Origin of the sequence: Salinimonas iocasae (genome assembly GCF_006228385.1) — a bacterium.
Taxonomy (GTDB): domain Bacteria; phylum Pseudomonadota; class Gammaproteobacteria; order Enterobacterales; family Alteromonadaceae; genus Alteromonas; species Alteromonas iocasae.
Genome location: NZ_CP039853.1, coordinates 155672 through 171497 on the forward strand (window position 1 = coordinate 155672; position 15826 = coordinate 171497).

The following is a 15826-nucleotide window of genomic DNA, read 5'->3' on the forward strand; positions in this document are numbered from 1 at the left end:
AAGGGCGCTATAAAAGCGCCCTTTCAGATCAAAGAGTAATTTTTGAATCTTCATTGGCATCAAAAAGATACTGTTTACCTTTATAAGATACGAATGAATATGGAAATTGATAAACATACTTTGCCCGTGTGGCTTCGTTAATGTGGCTGAAGTTCTCTGGGAAAACGAATGCCATCGTTGAGGTCGGTGCAATACCGTTGTGGTAATAGAGTGCGAGATTTGAATTTATCGCTTCATGGACAACGATGTACTTATTCCCCAGCTTACCAGCTACAGAGCTTTCATAAAAAATTGCACACACTTCGCTGTAGGGAGCATCTTTCAGTTCTTTCTCTAGACCAAGAACGTAATTTTTGAGTTTTGTATTCTTAAATGAAGCATTTTTCACCTCCTCTGGTGCCAGAAAATTAGCGCCATTTTGACAAACGTTGCCCTCAAGAACTGCTACGTAATTACGTTTCGAGTATTTAATCGCATTCGCGTAAACACCGTGAAACTTACCGTCCATTTGGCTGTTTTGTGTCGCAGAACGAAGCTCTGTGTCTAAAGTGTTCAACAAATAATTTGCCGTTGCCACTTCGTCATTCAGATCGATGTCATTAACACCGACAAAGCTTACTGCGAAAGGACCATAGTCAAGCATGTCTTTTTCTTTACTACTCAAAAATACATGGCTGATGCCGGTAAGGGCATCCATAGCAAGAAATCCTCTGGCAAAAGCAAGAGCACCCGTATTTGTGCCGGATGACTGAACACCATTTGTTGGATTGTATGAATCGCTCAGGCCATTTCCAGCTCCAGAGGGTTGAGCCATATGAGCAATGTTATAGGCGAATGAACGATTATCCTTCCAGTCGTAAGTATCCGTATCATAGACCTTAACTGTCTTGATTGTTGACACCAAGGTTGGCCCCTTATTTTCATTGCTGGTGGAGCTACACCCGCCAAGTAATAAAAATGTCACTGAAAGAGTCAATGCTGCAAATTGGTAAAACGACTTCATTGCTTTTGTCCTACTGCTAATTTGATATCGGTTATGTTAACGGTAATTTTCACTTTGGCTTTAATTACGATGTGCCGAAATTTTCACGACACAAATTGATGCTCTCTAATAGAAAACCTCCAAATTAGTGTCGTGCCGTTTTAGAGGTCTTAGGCATACTATGAATCATGGAAAAGACCAGTTACACTGAAAAAATCGCCTTCGTACTACGTCAGGCAGATACCTAGACACCGCTGAAGAAGTCTGTCGTAAGATAGGAATCTTCATTGCCACGTTCTAAATTTGGAAAAGGAATGAAGTATAAAAATCTAAGCCCAAAGGCTCGCGAGGCATTTGGTCATTCTCAGATTGATGCTGGTATGGCCATATTTAAAGCTTTTCTACTTCTTGTCACCGTGTTGCCTGTGTCGTTCATATTTAAGTCTTTAGCTGACAACAAGGATACTGAAGTAACGCTGGTATCATCCATTGAAAAGATGAGCCCGGGTGTTTATTTTATGCTGATAGGTTTCATATTTCTATCTCTCACATCAGGATGGCTCCTCAGAAGAAATGGCCTTTGGCATATTCATGAAGCAGGACAGTAAGAAGCTTTAAATAACAATTGAACTGAATAACCTAAGATACAGATTCTTTATCTAACCATCACTAATATACTTTTGGTGATTTCCACTTCAGTATCACTTCCAAAATGGGGAGCATTCATGTGTGGATTTATTCAAAGAGATGCCGGCTCCCCGGCAGTCATCAATATCCTTCGTAAAGTTGGGTTGGACAATATGATCCCAACTTTTGAAAAAGAAAATGCCGGTTTACTTAACTTTTATCCTGCGTTTGGCAAAAACCCTAATCGACAGATTAAGAATCTGATTGTTAACCCAAATAAAGCAGTCGATGCTACCTGGTGGTTCGATTGCAAGCCAGATGGCGATACATTGAGAGTAGGAGACAGAACGACTTTTAATGCTCGCAACCTAGATAGTCCTTTTTGGAAAGGCGCTGTACGGCATCATAGAGCGATCGTTGTGGGTACCGCTTTAGGTGAATCAAATAAGGTAGGCTCAACTAATGAGCATTACCTGATGAACGCCAAGGAAGCGATACTCTTTGGTGCGGTATATCGAGAGTTTGAAAATGGCTGCTATTCGACAGCTGTTATCACCCGGCCACCGCATGAACGATTCAGCAAATATCACCAAAAATCGATACCCTGCTTTTTGCCTCACGATAAAGATTTTGTATCCGCGTGGCTGGATGGCGATGCAAACGATGCCTTGGTTTTGTCCGAGCTAGATAATCCAAAATTCATCAGGACCTCGCGGTCACTAAAGTCAAAACCTTTAAGGGTGGCGAACCTTTAAGTGATAAAGAGAGGCTATCGGCGGACAACTAAAACGTAATGCTTACAACTTTAACTGTCAGCCACTAACTGTGGTAGGGCTCAATCAGTTCTGACGGTCTGTTCTGTACGTGAAGCGGACTCTCACTCTAAATCCATTGAAATGGATTCTAGTTTAGGTCAATTACGCTTTTGATAAAGCTTGCTATAGCTTTAAGCACAACCTCAGTATGTGTTACATGAGGCATATGCCCACAATTTTCGATTATTTCCACTTGAGCACTTGCAGATGAATTTTGTACAATGTAGTTAGGAAATGCTGTCGAGCCATATTCGTCATTTTCACCATGTATTGCGAGTAAAGGGCAAAATACGTTTTTAACTTGGCATAGCTTCCAGTTGCGGAACTCATCACTAAGCCAAATTTCAGTCCAAGCATTGATTACCCATTGCGCCTTTTCTCCATGCCACTTGGCTATCTTTGATAACATTTCAGGTCGTTGTAAAGCTTGTTTAGCGTTTTGTATACCTTCCAATGTTCGCTCTTCAATAAAAGCTTGGGCAGAGATAGTCACTGCGCCTAAACAGTCTTTTTCATTGGCTGCAATGTTGACAGCCATACCACCGCCAACACTATGTCCTAATATAATAAACCGTCCTAGCTCAAGAGCCTTTTTCACTTGAGGGAAGTATACATCGGCTTCTTCTTCTATGAAGTTAATAGACGGCAAGGTGTGTCTGGTATAAGAATTCCCAAAACCAGCCCTATCATATGCAATGACTTGCATGAATAAAGTGTTAGCTAGTTTTTCAGGAAAGTCTCTCCACTGATTGCATGAGCCAAGTGAATCATGGAGTAAAACGATTGAGATTTTTGATTGAACAATCTCTGGAGTCCAAATTTTTACAAATATGTCGCCATCAGTAGTAGGGATGTATTGCTCTTTAATAATCATAAATATGCTTGTTGATAATTTTTACAGCAAATTCTACAAAGCAAATAGTTCAGGTACTATATCCAAATAGGAATTTGACACCCTCCGATTAGGCCATGATTAAAATGAAAAAAGTAGCGATAGTAGCTTACGAAGCTTGCTGGGCAATGAGTGTTTATTTGGCAAAAGACTTCTTTAGAATTGTTTCTTTATTAGAACAGCACCAGAACCATCCACTAAGTTATGATGTGAAAATACTTAGCAATGATGGCGGTCATGTCTGCTCGTCCAGTGGAGCGGTGATTGTATCAGAAGGGCATTTAGATGGTGCTAAGTACGATATTGTTATTATTCCTCCTATAGAAGGAATTCAACTAAGTAACATGCCGTCATCTTCGAAAGTTATTATTGATTGGTTGTCCCTTCAAATGAAGCATTCGCCAATTGTCATTAGTTTAAGTACGGCAGCCTATTTTTTGGTAGCAACAGGAAAATGTGATGACAAACAATGGGCGACTCACTGGGCTTTCACTAAACAACTTAAAAAGTTATTTTCTAGTGCTGAGTTCGTTACAGATAAGCCTTACATTAGAAATGACAATATTTACGCAACAAGCACCTTTGAAGCCGGAATAGATGTTCTTTTAGCTATTGTTGCGAAAGATAAAGGAGATAGATTTTCACAAAAATGCGCTACTCACTTGCTTGTGGCCGAGCCACACAAGCTTAGTCCGATTCTTCCTCAATATCTGGAGCATGATGATTTAAATGTATTGGCTGTTCAGGATTGGATTACACTCAATTCCTCTCAAAATATCAAGATTATTGACTTGGCAAATAAATTTAACTTTAGTGAGCGAAACCTGAAACGCAGATTTTTGTTGGCAGCAGGAATATCAATCAATAAATACACTCAAGAAATAAGGTTAGATAAAGCTAAGAAGCTCTTACTGACTACGGATAAGTCAGTAAAAGAAATATCCTTAGAGGTTGGCTATGAAAACGATAGCTTTTTTACTCGTTTATTCAAAAAGAACACTGGAACAACACCATCTAATTGGCGGCAGTCAACTTGAATTGAATGACTGTTTTTGGCACTAATCAGCAGTCTATATTCAACCATCGAACGTCCGCTCCTTGTCTGAAGTAGACTATCGAATTTGTGGTGGATCTAAGCTGGTAGACGCTCGCTGCAGGCTATCCAACTAGATTGATTAGCTCCAGGATACACGTAATATTCACTATATGTGACTTAACTGACAATCTAACTCGCTCAGATTCTAAAAGTTTACTATCACGCATGATAATCGGATTTATCATGCGTGATGGATTTTATATCTGCCTGTACTGGCCTATCTAGAGGTTAATGTTATGTTCCTAAAACGCTTTGGTGGTACTCTATTTTATATTGTTCTAACTTTACTTTTATCAGCATACGTTCTCGATATATCGAATTTAAGTAGGGAAGAACTAAGGGGTGTGCCACTTGGCCCGCCTATGTTAGCCTTGGGAGTTTCAATAGTTTGGACCTTTTTTTCCGTTATCGCAATGTTGTATTTACTATTGAGAGCTAATGTTCATTTCAAGGCGTTCAAAGCTAGTATTTTTGCAATTTGCATCCTTATGTTTTGGCTACTACCATGGCTATGGACTTATTAAATATACTATTTAGGGGATTTTTTGTTTTAATTTTTTAGTTTAAAATTTTAATAGTGACTCCCTATTACTTAAATAAAAGTCTCATTGTTTAATGCTAAGTTCAGTAATGCCCTTCTCGCATGTTTGCTATCCCGCTATTTATTAGTAGTCATGATGAGTATTTAAAACCCGGTAGAGTTAACTCGCTTTAGAAAAAAGTTTTGCTGCAGCGAGATATGGAAATTGTCTAGGAAAGTCTGGCCTTACCACAGGCAGGTTGCCGTATTGATTAATTATAGCACATAGAGAATCACGATTTGCGCGTAAGCCACAATGCCTTTAAATAGTTTCATTTGCAGGGGTCACTATGAGTGGTCTACAGAGACTTTTACAAAATTTATATTTATGCATGAGATTTGTCATTTTTATGTAGAGGTAGAATTTAAGGCATTAATTGGTATTGGATAAGTTGGAGCTTTAAAATGAGATTTATAGTATTTTTATGCTGTTTTTTTACTGTAAGCATTAACGCTATGAGCCTGAATATTAGCTTAAAAACTCTTGTTAATACCTCTGATTTTACCGGCGTTGTAGAAGTCATTGATGTAAAAAAAGATGATAAATGTGGTTATCTAATTACAGCAAATAGTTTGAAATCATTTAAAGGAGAGATTGTTAATTCACATTTTTGGGTGAGGAATAAGAATGATCTGATTAAAAATCATAAAAAATACTTTGCGATTCTAAAGAGAAGTCAAATGAGAGGTATTTGTAATCAGAACCTGCTTAGTTCTGGTAAGCGATATCAAACATTTTTTCCAATAAAGGATATGGGTGAGCTTTATATTCTAGCCAATAGGGGTAGTTTCATGGCTAGTAGTGATTCTATAAGCTATTATCCCGTTGGATACGTGAAAATCATCCAGGTTGTTGATCAGCGTATTTATGCATTCGGAAAATGGAAAGAAATTGAAGATGCCATCTTAAAATTTCAGTAGACAAATTTCATACAAGTATTCATAACGCAGAAGGCCTCTTTAAAATAACGAAGTCTCGATGAAATTGTAGATAGTTTTGAGAGCAGCTCCTTCTTACCTTTAATCAGCTAGGTATTTGTGAATTTTTTAACCACTTGATAAAGCGTAAAACTGTTTATTGCTTCATCGATTGGGTCCCCGGTTCTTTTTTTTGTTTGCTTAGCAGTCCGCCAGGCTGAAAAATACGTTTTTTCAATGGCTAATGCAACTCGCTGACGGTCATATTTCGTTAATCTGGACATAAGCCCATTAAGAAATAATTCATCGCTGTCGTATTCTGCACCCCCTATTACGTTTTTAGCAGTGTTTACTTCCGCCTGATACTCACGATAGTCAGGTGACAGCAAGAAGTCTAAAGCTTCTTCATAGCTGGCGGCGCCAACCTGATCCTTGAACCTGTCCAGCATTCTTAAATAATGTTCTTTTAGCTGAATATTCTTTAAGCCGGTTGTTTCGCGGTGTTTATGGGCCCGAAACCGATTTTGCAGGCGCTTGATAGCCGTATCATGTATGAATTGGCGTAAATAGGCATAAGCTTGCTTGGGCTCTTGGCCCCGGACCTTCTCAATATCAATTTCTACTGGCGAATCACCTTTCCATTCCGAATTTTCAACCGTTGAAATATACCGGTGAAAATTTTGGGTGATGTAGTTATGCCACAGCGTGTTATCACTCATATTTAGTTACCCGACACAAACGTTACATATAACGCTTTCAATGATACAGATAACTACCCTGCTCTGCCATAAAAATAATAGCGTTATATGTAACGCTATTGACGGTGTGTCTGCCCTGCTCTATTATTACAGATAATAACAGTTATCTGTAATAATAGACTATGAGCCAGGCACTGACATTAACTCACGACAATTTTGCGATTGATGATGAACACTACCAGCTGGTGGTGGATAATCTGACCGAGCTGCACGATTCGGTCTGGCACACCATGGCGTCTAATACCCGAAAAGCGTATCAATCCGATTTCAATCAGTACCTGCTTTTTTGCCGTGAACGCCAATTGCCGGCGCTGGCCAGTGACTGGAAAATAACGAAAGTGGCGTGTCAGGCATTTTTTGACTGGATGATGCAATCGCCGCTGAGCCACCATTCTATTAAGCGTAAGCTGGCGTCTATTCGTTTTTTTCTTGGGGTCAGTGAATTGCCGGATCCGTGGAAGCATTCCAAACTGTTCACTCGCTATATCAACGGTAGCCTAAAAGCCAAACCGTCGGCGCAGAAACAGGCCAAGCCACTACAGTTACACGAGGCCCGGCTGGCGAACCACGTTCTTGATGTCGATACGCTACTGGGGTTGCGGGATGCGGTGCTGATTAATTTGGCGCTGGATACGCTATTCCGAGCCTCTAACCTGCTGGCCATTGAGGTTCAGCATATCGATTGGCAGGCCAAAACCATCTTCGCCCCGCGTTCGAAAACCGATCAGGCTGGTGATGGTCATTATGGATACATGTCGGATGAAACGGCTATGCTGTTGAAAAAGTGGTTAGCGGATGCCGGTATAGAAGAAGGATTTATCTTTCGCAAATTGTCACCCAAACAGACGGTCCAGCCTGAGCCCATGAAGTACCAGGCGCTATTGCGTCGGTATGAGGCTGTGGGTATTGCGCTTAATACTGAAGGTAAATTTACCTGTCACAGTACCCGCACTGGGGGCGTTTTGACCTTACTATCTGCAGATGTTCCTATGGCAGAAATTGTACTATCCGGGAACTGGAAAAGTGAAGCCATGGCGATTCGTTATGCTAAGCAATACCGCGCCGGTACTGTAGGCATGGCAAAGGTTAGGTAACACCCGGTTTGCCTAATCGAAAACACGTTACACAGTCGGTATTATTATGAATGATGGCATGCTTCACAAGGCATACTTATGGATTTAGCTATATCTTCGCGCCTTAGAAAAGTGACCTGTTTTCACCGCTGACAGGCTCGACTGGCCAGCTCAAATACCGATAATTCAATTGCTCGGAGAGGACCCACCTTGTATACCTCAATTTGACTTTGCTCTAACCGTTCACGATATGCCTCATTAAATTGAGTATAGAAATTGTTAAATCCTTTTTCTTCAACTATTGCATGCACATCACGGACGTAGGCTAGATAATTGTCCATTCGCTGCATATTTGAATTTCTTGTCGGAAAGCCTCTGAACGCTTGTATTTTGCTATCCCAGATTGGGTAAACTTTGGGATTGATAAAATGAAGGAGTTTTGACGCTCCCACCACCGAACGTAAGCAATTCGCAATGTTCTGAATCGGAACACTGTCAAAGTCATTCAAGGAAGTCTTCGATGCTGCCTTGACTGCGTTTAAAGTAGAGGCCAGGTAAGTGTTATCTATCCTTAAGGTTCTGGGCATCCATCCATACACCATAAGCGTTAGTTGACTAAGGTGATCAATCTTCATGTTGTTAACTTGCGCTAACTTAAGCAGATATGGATATGTTGATAAATAAGTGTGCTGACGAAGATCTGATACTACAGGGCTCTTTCTCAAATATTCCAAAGCTGGCTGAACATTTTTGAGCAGCATAAAAGGCAATTCCTTTCCATTAAACTACAAAAGGTCGGTTAAGGGGGGGGAGAACTGAGACTTATAGCTCTAGTATATTCACTAAATCTGGAGCAACAACAATTTCTCCATGTCTAACGCCTTCAAGCAGATAAGGCCGCCAGGTACTTATATCAGAAAGAACTTCAATTTCCTCTTCTATACGGCCAGCCCTTCGCAAACCAAATAGGATCATGCAGGTTACAGGCCCCTGAGCTTGCACCGAGTCCCATATCAATCCATCAAGCTCGGGGTAATTATCATGCACGTATTTAGACAAACTACGAGTTTCTTTAATTACCTTTAGATTACTGCTTTCATACAAATCTTCGGCGGAATACTCCCAAAAAGGCTTCTCGCCCCCTTTTAAGTAAGGACGCCGAATATCAGCCAACTTTAAGTTCTTGTCTAGAACCACCCGAGCCAAAACTTTGTTTTCTACATCAGCAAGTTCGATGGCCCGTTTAGCTTTGTTACCTAATGGACGAAGAATAATCTCGTAGTAAGCACCAATTGCAGATTCAGCAAAATATAAAGCTGGCACCGCTTCAGGTTCTGCTTTGCTAGAACGAAATGGAGCAAAGCGTCCAGAAACTAAAGTATTATCTTCAAAGCGAGCTTTAACATCACTTTTTTCATCGAACGTGACATAGGTGTATGGGTTCGGCTCCAAAGCGTCATAAAACCGATTACCGTTTTGGTCGTATTCGGCGGTGAGTACACGATATAGCTGCTGTCCCTTTCGGATGGTATGAGTTGGAAAATTACTCACCTTTACTATCTTCCTTCACAGAAAAGCTAAGATGAGCGTGTTTGTTTTCATTCAGAAAAAGACCAGCTACGTCCAAGAGGTCATCATACAATTCAGAACGCTTCAGTGCATCTGCAGGAGTAGTGCCTAAATCATCATTATCTGTCGTTAACCAGTCATACACTGCCCAATCATTAAGGCCGGAGAGAAGCTCACAGAGCCGATGTACAGGTGGCCATACTTTTAGCTTCTTATCATCAATCTGAAAAGCAGGTAATTGAAGTACTTTAGCTTCGCCAAAACTAAATCCTAGCAGTTTATTTTCTTTAACTAGCTTACCAATGTCTCTAGAAGGGTTGCTTGAAGCGAACATACCTAATAGTTGCGTTGCTTGCTTTGGAGTGACTAAAGGAAAGTCGGTAACCTTCTTTTCTATTGTATTGAGAGCTTGTACCAATTCATACTGTGCAGGTGAATAGTTCCTCGCTTTAACTGAGCGTTTAAACTCCATCAAACTATGTTCGGCGTGCTCCTCTGCCATACTGAGAAAGTGATCGAGCTCTCCACTTTGTGCAAAAAGCTCTGTTAATTCTAAAATACGACTCATCTGAGCCTCGGCAGCGTGGACTTCAACCTGAACAGTTTCACCACGAATTTTTAACGGGACTTCTTTCAGGTGCCTTTTACCGCGCACCGACGGACGAATTCGCCATCCACCGCGAGCATTAACTTTTTCTACTGTCTCATTTTTTAGAGGCTTGGGGCTAAGAGTTACAAAAGTTGCATCGCTTCTTTTCGAGGCATACACATGCTTTTTAGTAGCGCGTGAAGCCTTTGAAGAGGACATTGTATCTTTACTGGTCATTTTAAACCCCTGAGTCACGCTAGTGTCTCATGCAGATGATAAACACACTGAACTGAATGATAGTATCACTTTTAATATTAATACATTTGTACCATATTGCTTTTAAAGTGACTAATTAAATTAAGGTAAGTCCTATCTGATATGGTGTTTAGGTTTATTGATTTCTAATCAAAATAGGCGCTAATTCTGTGTAGTGTGACTTCAAATGCCGATATATCTAGGATAGGACCTTCTTATCTAACCTCCTTAGCAGTAGCAACCCTCTCAAAGCTAACTTGCTTTAATCCTATGTTGCATCGGGCATAGCGTGCATATGGCTAATCGTGAATTCATACAATTTTTGTGAAATAGGATAAATTTCACATTTTTTTCAGTTCTTTTCTGTTCAAAAGGCAGACAGTTACCTTGGCTTGGCAGCTTAATTGAGATCTGCAGTCAACAAGCCGTTCGAGGGAAACACACTGGGCGGATATGAAATAAACAAAAAACTGCCCACAACTTTTACTGATAAAGGTAAAGATATGTCTAGATTAAACAAAATATCGCTCTTGCTTGGGGCGTTAGGTTTGGGATTCAGTTGCTCAGGATATGCAGCGCCTCAACAGGTCGAAGACACTGAGTATTTTGAAGACACGAGTGATTTTGAAACAGTTACTGACCAAAGCAAAGATGGTTGGGGGTGGACCTCAGCGATGGCTGCATGCCAAATTGGTGATACCTCCTGTGATACAACCATAGGTGAGCCTTTGCCGGTTGCGCCTCGCTCTGTTTCAGAAATATTTGTGAAATACGAGCAAGGCAGTGGTCAGGTAAGCTTAAGCTGGCCTAGTACAACTCAAGGTACCGGCTCCAATTTTCGCTACCAAGTCTATGAGCAGCCCCAGGGCGGCAGCCTCAGTCAGATCTATTATGGCACAGGCCGCTCAACTACCTTCAATGCGGGCAGCACAACGTCTCGTTTCGCAGTTAAAGCCTGTAGCAGCGAAGGATGTAGTGATTATGAATATTCGAGCTATTTAGTCATAAATCCCTCATTCGATCAGGACGGGCTTTATACCAAGCCAATGAATGATGTGAATATCCAGGTGAAATCTTCAACCGGATTATCGAAAACGTCTCAACCTGCTACTGCCACGGCCTTATTAGGCCATGGTTTTGAAGCTTTGAAAGGTGAGTATCTTAGCTCTGGATGCTGGGTCTCATCGGGTGAAGATGTCATTGATAGTGTTGAGTTCATCAACGAACAAAACTACTCCTTTACGCAGGTAGAAACATACGAAAGTCTGGCGCGTTCTCTTAATATAAAGCGTGAAGTAGGGCTTAATCTCGCCTTTAGTGGCTTCAGTGTTGGAGGCTCTTACAATCAAGAAGTGTTCAGTAAAACTGAAAAAGTAACTGAATCCTCTGTCATTGTGGCCGCTTTTACTGACAAACAAAATAAGTACAAAGCAAAACAGGCTTCGGTCCTGCAGATGCAAAGCGACAAAGAAAGCTTTCTTGAAAATGGCTATAAGAAATCATTCCGTCGCGCGTGTGGTGATAAATACGTTGATACAGTGACTACCGGTCGCAGTATGTATTTTACCATTCGGGTGAAAAAAGAGTCGGAGTCCAACTCTGAGATAAAATCAAAAACATTTGAATTGAAAGCCTCACTGGAAAGTTATGGTGCGGACGGCAATTATGATTCCACTGAGCGTAGTGAGATAGAGCAGCAATTCAAAGGGTATAGCTTTGAAATTCTCGGTACCCAAGCCGGCGCTGATGAAGCTGCAAACCTTCTGGTGTTGAACAACGTCGAAGATTTCATGACGGCACTGGAAAACTTTGCTAATAGTTCTGATGAGTCTATGAAAAACATCGAAACAACGGAAGTGAATTATCCATTACCCAGCTCCATGCTCGGGCAGGATCATTTCGATGTATTCGCTAATTACACCACCTACCAGCGAAATTTATCGTACTGGAGCACCCTGGATGCGCAGCTTCAGGATCGGTGCTGGATGTATGATGAATCAGAAGTGGGTCAGGATGTTGTTCTTAAGTTCCAACAGGCCTTTGGTAGCGCTGTTGTTGATAACGGTGAAACAGAGCAAAACATGTGTGAAGCCGTCAAAAATATGGTCTCCCAGAATATTGACTACTGTTTGAATCAGGGTAACTGGGCTCAGTGTTATCAACCGCTTGACTCTAGCTGTATCGACACGGTGAATGGCACGCAATGTATGGACAGACCGGAACGGATTTCTTTCAAGGCGTCTGTCAGAGTAGAAAAGCGTCTGGATATTCAAAAGAGCGCCTGCGCCATTGGACCCTGCTATGAATCAAAGCGCATTGACGCTTGTTTTACAAACGCCGCAGCAGTCCCTGATTACAGCCGAAACGATGTCATCTCAACGAGTTACCAGACTACCCCGATTGATGGTTTGGTGGTTGAAGTAGATAAAGCCTGGAACGTCGATAGAGTAACAAATAATATTTATCAACAATCTGGTAATTATTGCTTCTCTTCAGATGCAAGGGTCTATGGCCAAGGCGGATTCACAACCGGTGGCCGTTACGAGTCGAATAATGTTATGTGGGGCATCTACCCGACTAATTATATTTATTCTCTTTAAGCCCAACCTGTGAAAGAGGTGCCACTATGGCACCTCTACTAATACGTTCAAAGTCCAAAGCATAATTATGAAATCTGATAATAGAAAGCCACTGATTATTTCAAACCCTTTATCCATTGACGCTCAGGTACATTCGTTTGAAAGCGCTGCGACCGGTTTGCCGGCGCTCAACTTTGCTATTCCTCACATTAATATAGCCAGGCTCACCGCACGCTACATATCGGGAGGCAGTGCCTTAAAGCAAGGAAGGGAGGTAAGCCGAAAACGGCTCAGTATCGCGCAGGCAGGCATACAGAACGGTGATACCTATGCCCATACTATTGCCACACAGATAGAGCGCTTTGAGCTTGCGCTGAAGCTTTGTGCTCAAAAAGAAATGTCGGTAGAGCTACTTTGCGATATGCATACGCTAATCACTCCGGAGGACAATAGCCGGGGGCGGATCAGAGAGCATCAGAACTGGGTTGGGGCAGATAAAATTGAGAATGCAACGGTAGTCCCTCCCCCTCCCGCTGAGCTAAATAAATTGATTAGTGAATGGGAGGCTTTTGTAAAACATGAAGACATAACAAAGCCTGCTAACGCACTGCTGGCCTTTAGTTATTTTATCGCCAGCCACCCATTTGCAGACGGTAACGGTCGGTTATCACGCTTACTTTTAACAAGCTTTTTGTCATCAAAACGCGAGTTTTCTTCCTTTTTAAGTCCCACACTTTATAGATTAAATCATTTTGAACAGTCTCGTGAAGAGCTATTCGCAACCCCCAGAGCCCTTATCGGAGGAAGCTGGAACGATGTTATTTCTTATTGGGAAAGAGCTTTTGCTTGGCAAAATGGTATTAGCCAAGTGATAAGCGAAAGGATAAACAGTGTCTGGCTTGCATTATCAAGCCAACTCGCCCTGTATTGCCAACCCGTGAATGCAATAGCGTTGCTCAAACTACTTTTTGATTATCCCCTGGTGACTCTTGAGATGATATGTAAGCACCTCAAGCTGAGAGTAAGCGATGCAAATGAGCTACTGACATCGTTTTGTGATTTAGGCATTTTAAAGTGTTTGAAGCTTAAGCAGCCGGCACAGATGATTGTATTTAGTTGTGAAAAAGTCTTTGAGTTATGGGCGAAAATTGATGATTTACTCTTTGACCCGGCAAGCTTTACTGCTGAGAGAGCGATTGCAGAAGTCGGTGGCCACCAAGCAGTTTGAGGCCACTACTTCAACCTTTGTCTTTTCTGGCTCTGCAAGTCATATGTGGCTGCTTCATTTTCTGCTCCCATATATTTCCACTTCTCCACGTCACAAGGCAAGACTTCGTAGTCAAACCAACTCTGAACCAGCCAGAATTGCTTTCCGTCGAAATAACCCTCAGAAGAAATGGCGGGCGCGCGTATTCTAAGCCATAATTTTCGTCCTACCTCGGGCATTTTCTCTTTTGGTGAATGCATGTATATCTCCTTATTCAATGTATTCTAAATAAAATGGTTCCCCGCACTACTGGTCTTAATGGCTGAATGAGAGCTGACTGGCTAGCAGTTAATCGGTTGCTAATCGCTACCTAACTCAAACTGGAAGACAGGGAGCAGGAAGTAGGCATAGACTTACCTATAATTATATAAGAAATTTGTAAAATGACATGTGCATGGAGCTCGTATGTTCAAGAACACGAAAATCGCCCTTATTCCTCTCATTGCAAGTATCTCCTTTATGCTTTTCTTTTGGGTAACAACTATACGAAAGGAAGATGAAATATTTGGACTATCTGTGGATTTGGCTGGTGGGTTAATTATGGGGGCTGGATTAGGCGTGGTGCTTAGCCTAATGTACTCCCTTAGCGCGAAACAGCGTAGGCGTTAGCTTTATACGCAAGAAAATAGTCAGGCTTGAGAGAGGTTAGTTAGTTAGTAAAATACTTAATCCAATGGTTCGAAAAACGCGATTTGCGGAAGTTGGTTCGCACAGCCGAGGCAGTCCGCTTTAGACAAAGAGCGGCCATTTAACTTTGTGATTTTGAGCTTCTGGTTCGTGCCATTAGCGGACACTCAATCTTGACACCAAGTGATCAAAAACCAATCGAATACGTTGTGGTACTGGACCACGTTGAGGGCGATAAATATATAAATCCCAAGGCACCGGCTCGACCTCTTCTAACACTCTCACAAGTTTCTCTTGGCGTAATAAGTCTTGGGCCAAACAGTCAGGAATTTGAGCAAACCCCAGTCCATTTTGTATAGCCATTAATTCAGCTTCGGCGTCGGCACTTCGAAAACGTGTTATGGATGGCATCCACTGTCTGTCCATGGAAAAAATCCATGGCCAAAGCTTTCCCGTATTGCGATCTACTAACCCTGTAACCGGCAAGTGGTTTAGATCTTCAATAGACGCAGGCCTTCCCACTCTATTTATTAAGTCAGGCGAAGCCACGACATACATATTAATTTTGGCGAGCTGGCGGGCAATAAATCGACTATCCCTCATGAAGCCGATACGAATCCCAATATCTATTTTTTCGTCAACCACATCCACGCGCTCGTCACTGAGTGTCAGGTCTATATCAAGTTGAGGATGTACTGTTGAGAGTTCCATTAATGCTGGCATCAAGCATTTATGACCAAAACCAACAGGCGCCGCGATACGAACCCGCCCTTGTAATTCATTACCCGAGTCACGGGCGCTTGTTTGAAACAATTCATCTACAGCGTGCAGGCGTTCTTTTGCTATCAAAGCAAATTTTTCTCCAACTAGGGTCACTTGTATGTGTCGAGTATTTCGATGAAATAAAAGCTCCCCTTGCAATCGCTCTAACTCTTTCACTGCTCGTGTCACTGCCTGAGGAGAAATTCCCAGACGGTTAGCCGCTTCTTTAAAGCTGCGAGACTCAGCAGCAGTACAAAATATCCGGAGCATTTCCAATCTGTTAAGCATCACAGTCACATTCAGGTTTGAAATGAATACATAAATATTATTCCAAAATATGGAATTGTGAAATTAAAACATTTCCATTTATTGGTTTTTGAAGGTAAGAGATACTTTGCTTGTTATTTAGACAACGTCATTCAACTTATTTGAGGATA

General features: G+C 41.6%; 15 protein-coding genes. 7 read left to right on the top strand and 8 right to left on the bottom strand.

Annotated features, from left to right (window positions below; genetic code table 11):
• Positions 1-28: 28 nt before the first annotated feature.
• Positions 29-1003 carry a hypothetical protein gene (locus tag FBQ74_RS18025; protein WP_139758131.1) on the bottom strand — a complete coding sequence of 325 codons (975 nt, stop codon included), beginning with the start codon at positions 1001-1003 and terminating at the stop codon, positions 29-31.
• A gap of 266 nt (positions 1004-1269) precedes the next feature.
• On the opposite strand from FBQ74_RS18025, the gene FBQ74_RS18030 reads away from it, so the two are divergent.
• Positions 1270-1590 carry a hypothetical protein gene (locus tag FBQ74_RS18030; protein ID WP_139758132.1) on the top strand — a complete coding sequence of 107 codons (321 nt, stop codon included), beginning with the start codon at positions 1270-1272 and terminating at the stop codon, positions 1588-1590.
• 117 nt (positions 1591-1707) lie between these two features.
• Entirely contained in the window at positions 1708-2364 is a 657-nt protein-coding gene (locus FBQ74_RS18035) for an SOS response-associated peptidase family protein (RefSeq protein WP_232372049.1), read from the top strand.
• Positions 2365-2512: 148 nt separating this feature from the next.
• Here the strand turns inward: FBQ74_RS18035 and FBQ74_RS18040 are convergent, their stop codons facing one another.
• The gene (locus tag FBQ74_RS18040; protein ID WP_139758133.1) at positions 2513-3298 is read right to left on the bottom strand and encodes an alpha/beta fold hydrolase; all 786 of its coding nucleotides are present in this window, start codon (positions 3296-3298) and stop codon (positions 2513-2515) included.
• A 104-nt stretch (positions 3299-3402) separates the two neighbouring features.
• Between FBQ74_RS18040 and FBQ74_RS18045 the strand changes: the two genes are divergently transcribed.
• Positions 3403-4353, top strand: coding sequence for a GlxA family transcriptional regulator (locus FBQ74_RS18045; protein ID WP_139758134.1), 951 nt, complete (start codon positions 3403-3405; stop codon positions 4351-4353).
• Positions 4354-5448: 1095 nt separating this feature from the next.
• Entirely contained in the window at positions 5449-5913 is a 465-nt protein-coding gene (locus FBQ74_RS18050) for a hypothetical protein (RefSeq protein WP_139758135.1), read from the top strand.
• Positions 5914-6020: 107 nt separating this feature from the next.
• On the opposite strand, the gene FBQ74_RS18055 is transcribed toward FBQ74_RS18050, so the two are convergent.
• On the bottom strand, positions 6021-6629 hold the full coding sequence (locus FBQ74_RS18055) for a hypothetical protein (protein ID WP_139758136.1): 609 nt from the start codon (positions 6627-6629) through the stop codon (positions 6021-6023).
• A 161-nt stretch (positions 6630-6790) separates the two neighbouring features.
• Between FBQ74_RS18055 and FBQ74_RS18060 the strand changes: the two genes are divergently transcribed.
• A complete protein-coding gene (locus tag FBQ74_RS18060; protein ID WP_139758137.1) occupies positions 6791-7762 on the top strand; it encodes a tyrosine-type recombinase/integrase in 972 nt (323 codons plus the stop codon).
• 122 nt (positions 7763-7884) lie between these two features.
• On the opposite strand, the gene FBQ74_RS18065 is transcribed toward FBQ74_RS18060, so the two are convergent.
• The 3 genes from FBQ74_RS18065 to FBQ74_RS18075 all read right to left on the bottom strand — a co-directional run bounded on the left by FBQ74_RS18065 (position 7885) and on the right by FBQ74_RS18075 (position 10136).
• On the bottom strand, positions 7885-8502 hold the full coding sequence (locus tag FBQ74_RS18065) for a hypothetical protein (protein WP_139758138.1): 618 nt from the start codon (positions 8500-8502) through the stop codon (positions 7885-7887).
• A 61-nt stretch (positions 8503-8563) separates the two neighbouring features.
• Positions 8564-9292, bottom strand: a complete 729-nt coding sequence (locus tag FBQ74_RS18070) for an RES domain-containing protein (protein WP_168190728.1) — start codon at positions 9290-9292, stop codon at positions 8564-8566.
• Entirely contained in the window at positions 9285-10136 is an 852-nt protein-coding gene (locus tag FBQ74_RS18075) for a hypothetical protein (protein ID WP_139758140.1), read from the bottom strand. Before FBQ74_RS18075 ends, FBQ74_RS18070 begins: the two co-directional genes overlap by 8 nt.
• 521 nt (positions 10137-10657) lie before the next feature.
• Between FBQ74_RS18075 and FBQ74_RS18080 the strand changes: the two genes are divergently transcribed.
• Both FBQ74_RS18080 and FBQ74_RS18085 read left to right on the top strand, forming a co-directional pair.
• The gene (locus FBQ74_RS18080; RefSeq protein WP_139758141.1) at positions 10658-12754 is read left to right on the top strand and encodes a hypothetical protein; all 2097 of its coding nucleotides are present in this window, start codon (positions 10658-10660) and stop codon (positions 12752-12754) included.
• 67 nt (positions 12755-12821) lie between these two features.
• Complete coding sequence (locus FBQ74_RS18085) at positions 12822-13961, top strand: Fic family protein (RefSeq protein WP_139758142.1); 1140 nt, start codon at positions 12822-12824, stop codon at positions 13959-13961.
• Positions 13962-13966: 5 nt separating this feature from the next.
• On the opposite strand, the gene FBQ74_RS18090 is transcribed toward FBQ74_RS18085, so the two are convergent.
• Positions 13967-14200: a hypothetical protein gene (locus FBQ74_RS18090; protein WP_139758143.1), complete on the bottom strand. Its 234-nt coding sequence runs from the start codon at positions 14198-14200 to the stop codon at positions 13967-13969.
• A 583-nt stretch (positions 14201-14783) separates the two neighbouring features.
• Entirely contained in the window at positions 14784-15677 is an 894-nt protein-coding gene (locus FBQ74_RS18095; protein WP_139758144.1) for a LysR family transcriptional regulator, read from the bottom strand.
• Positions 15678-15826: the final 149 nt, after the last annotated feature.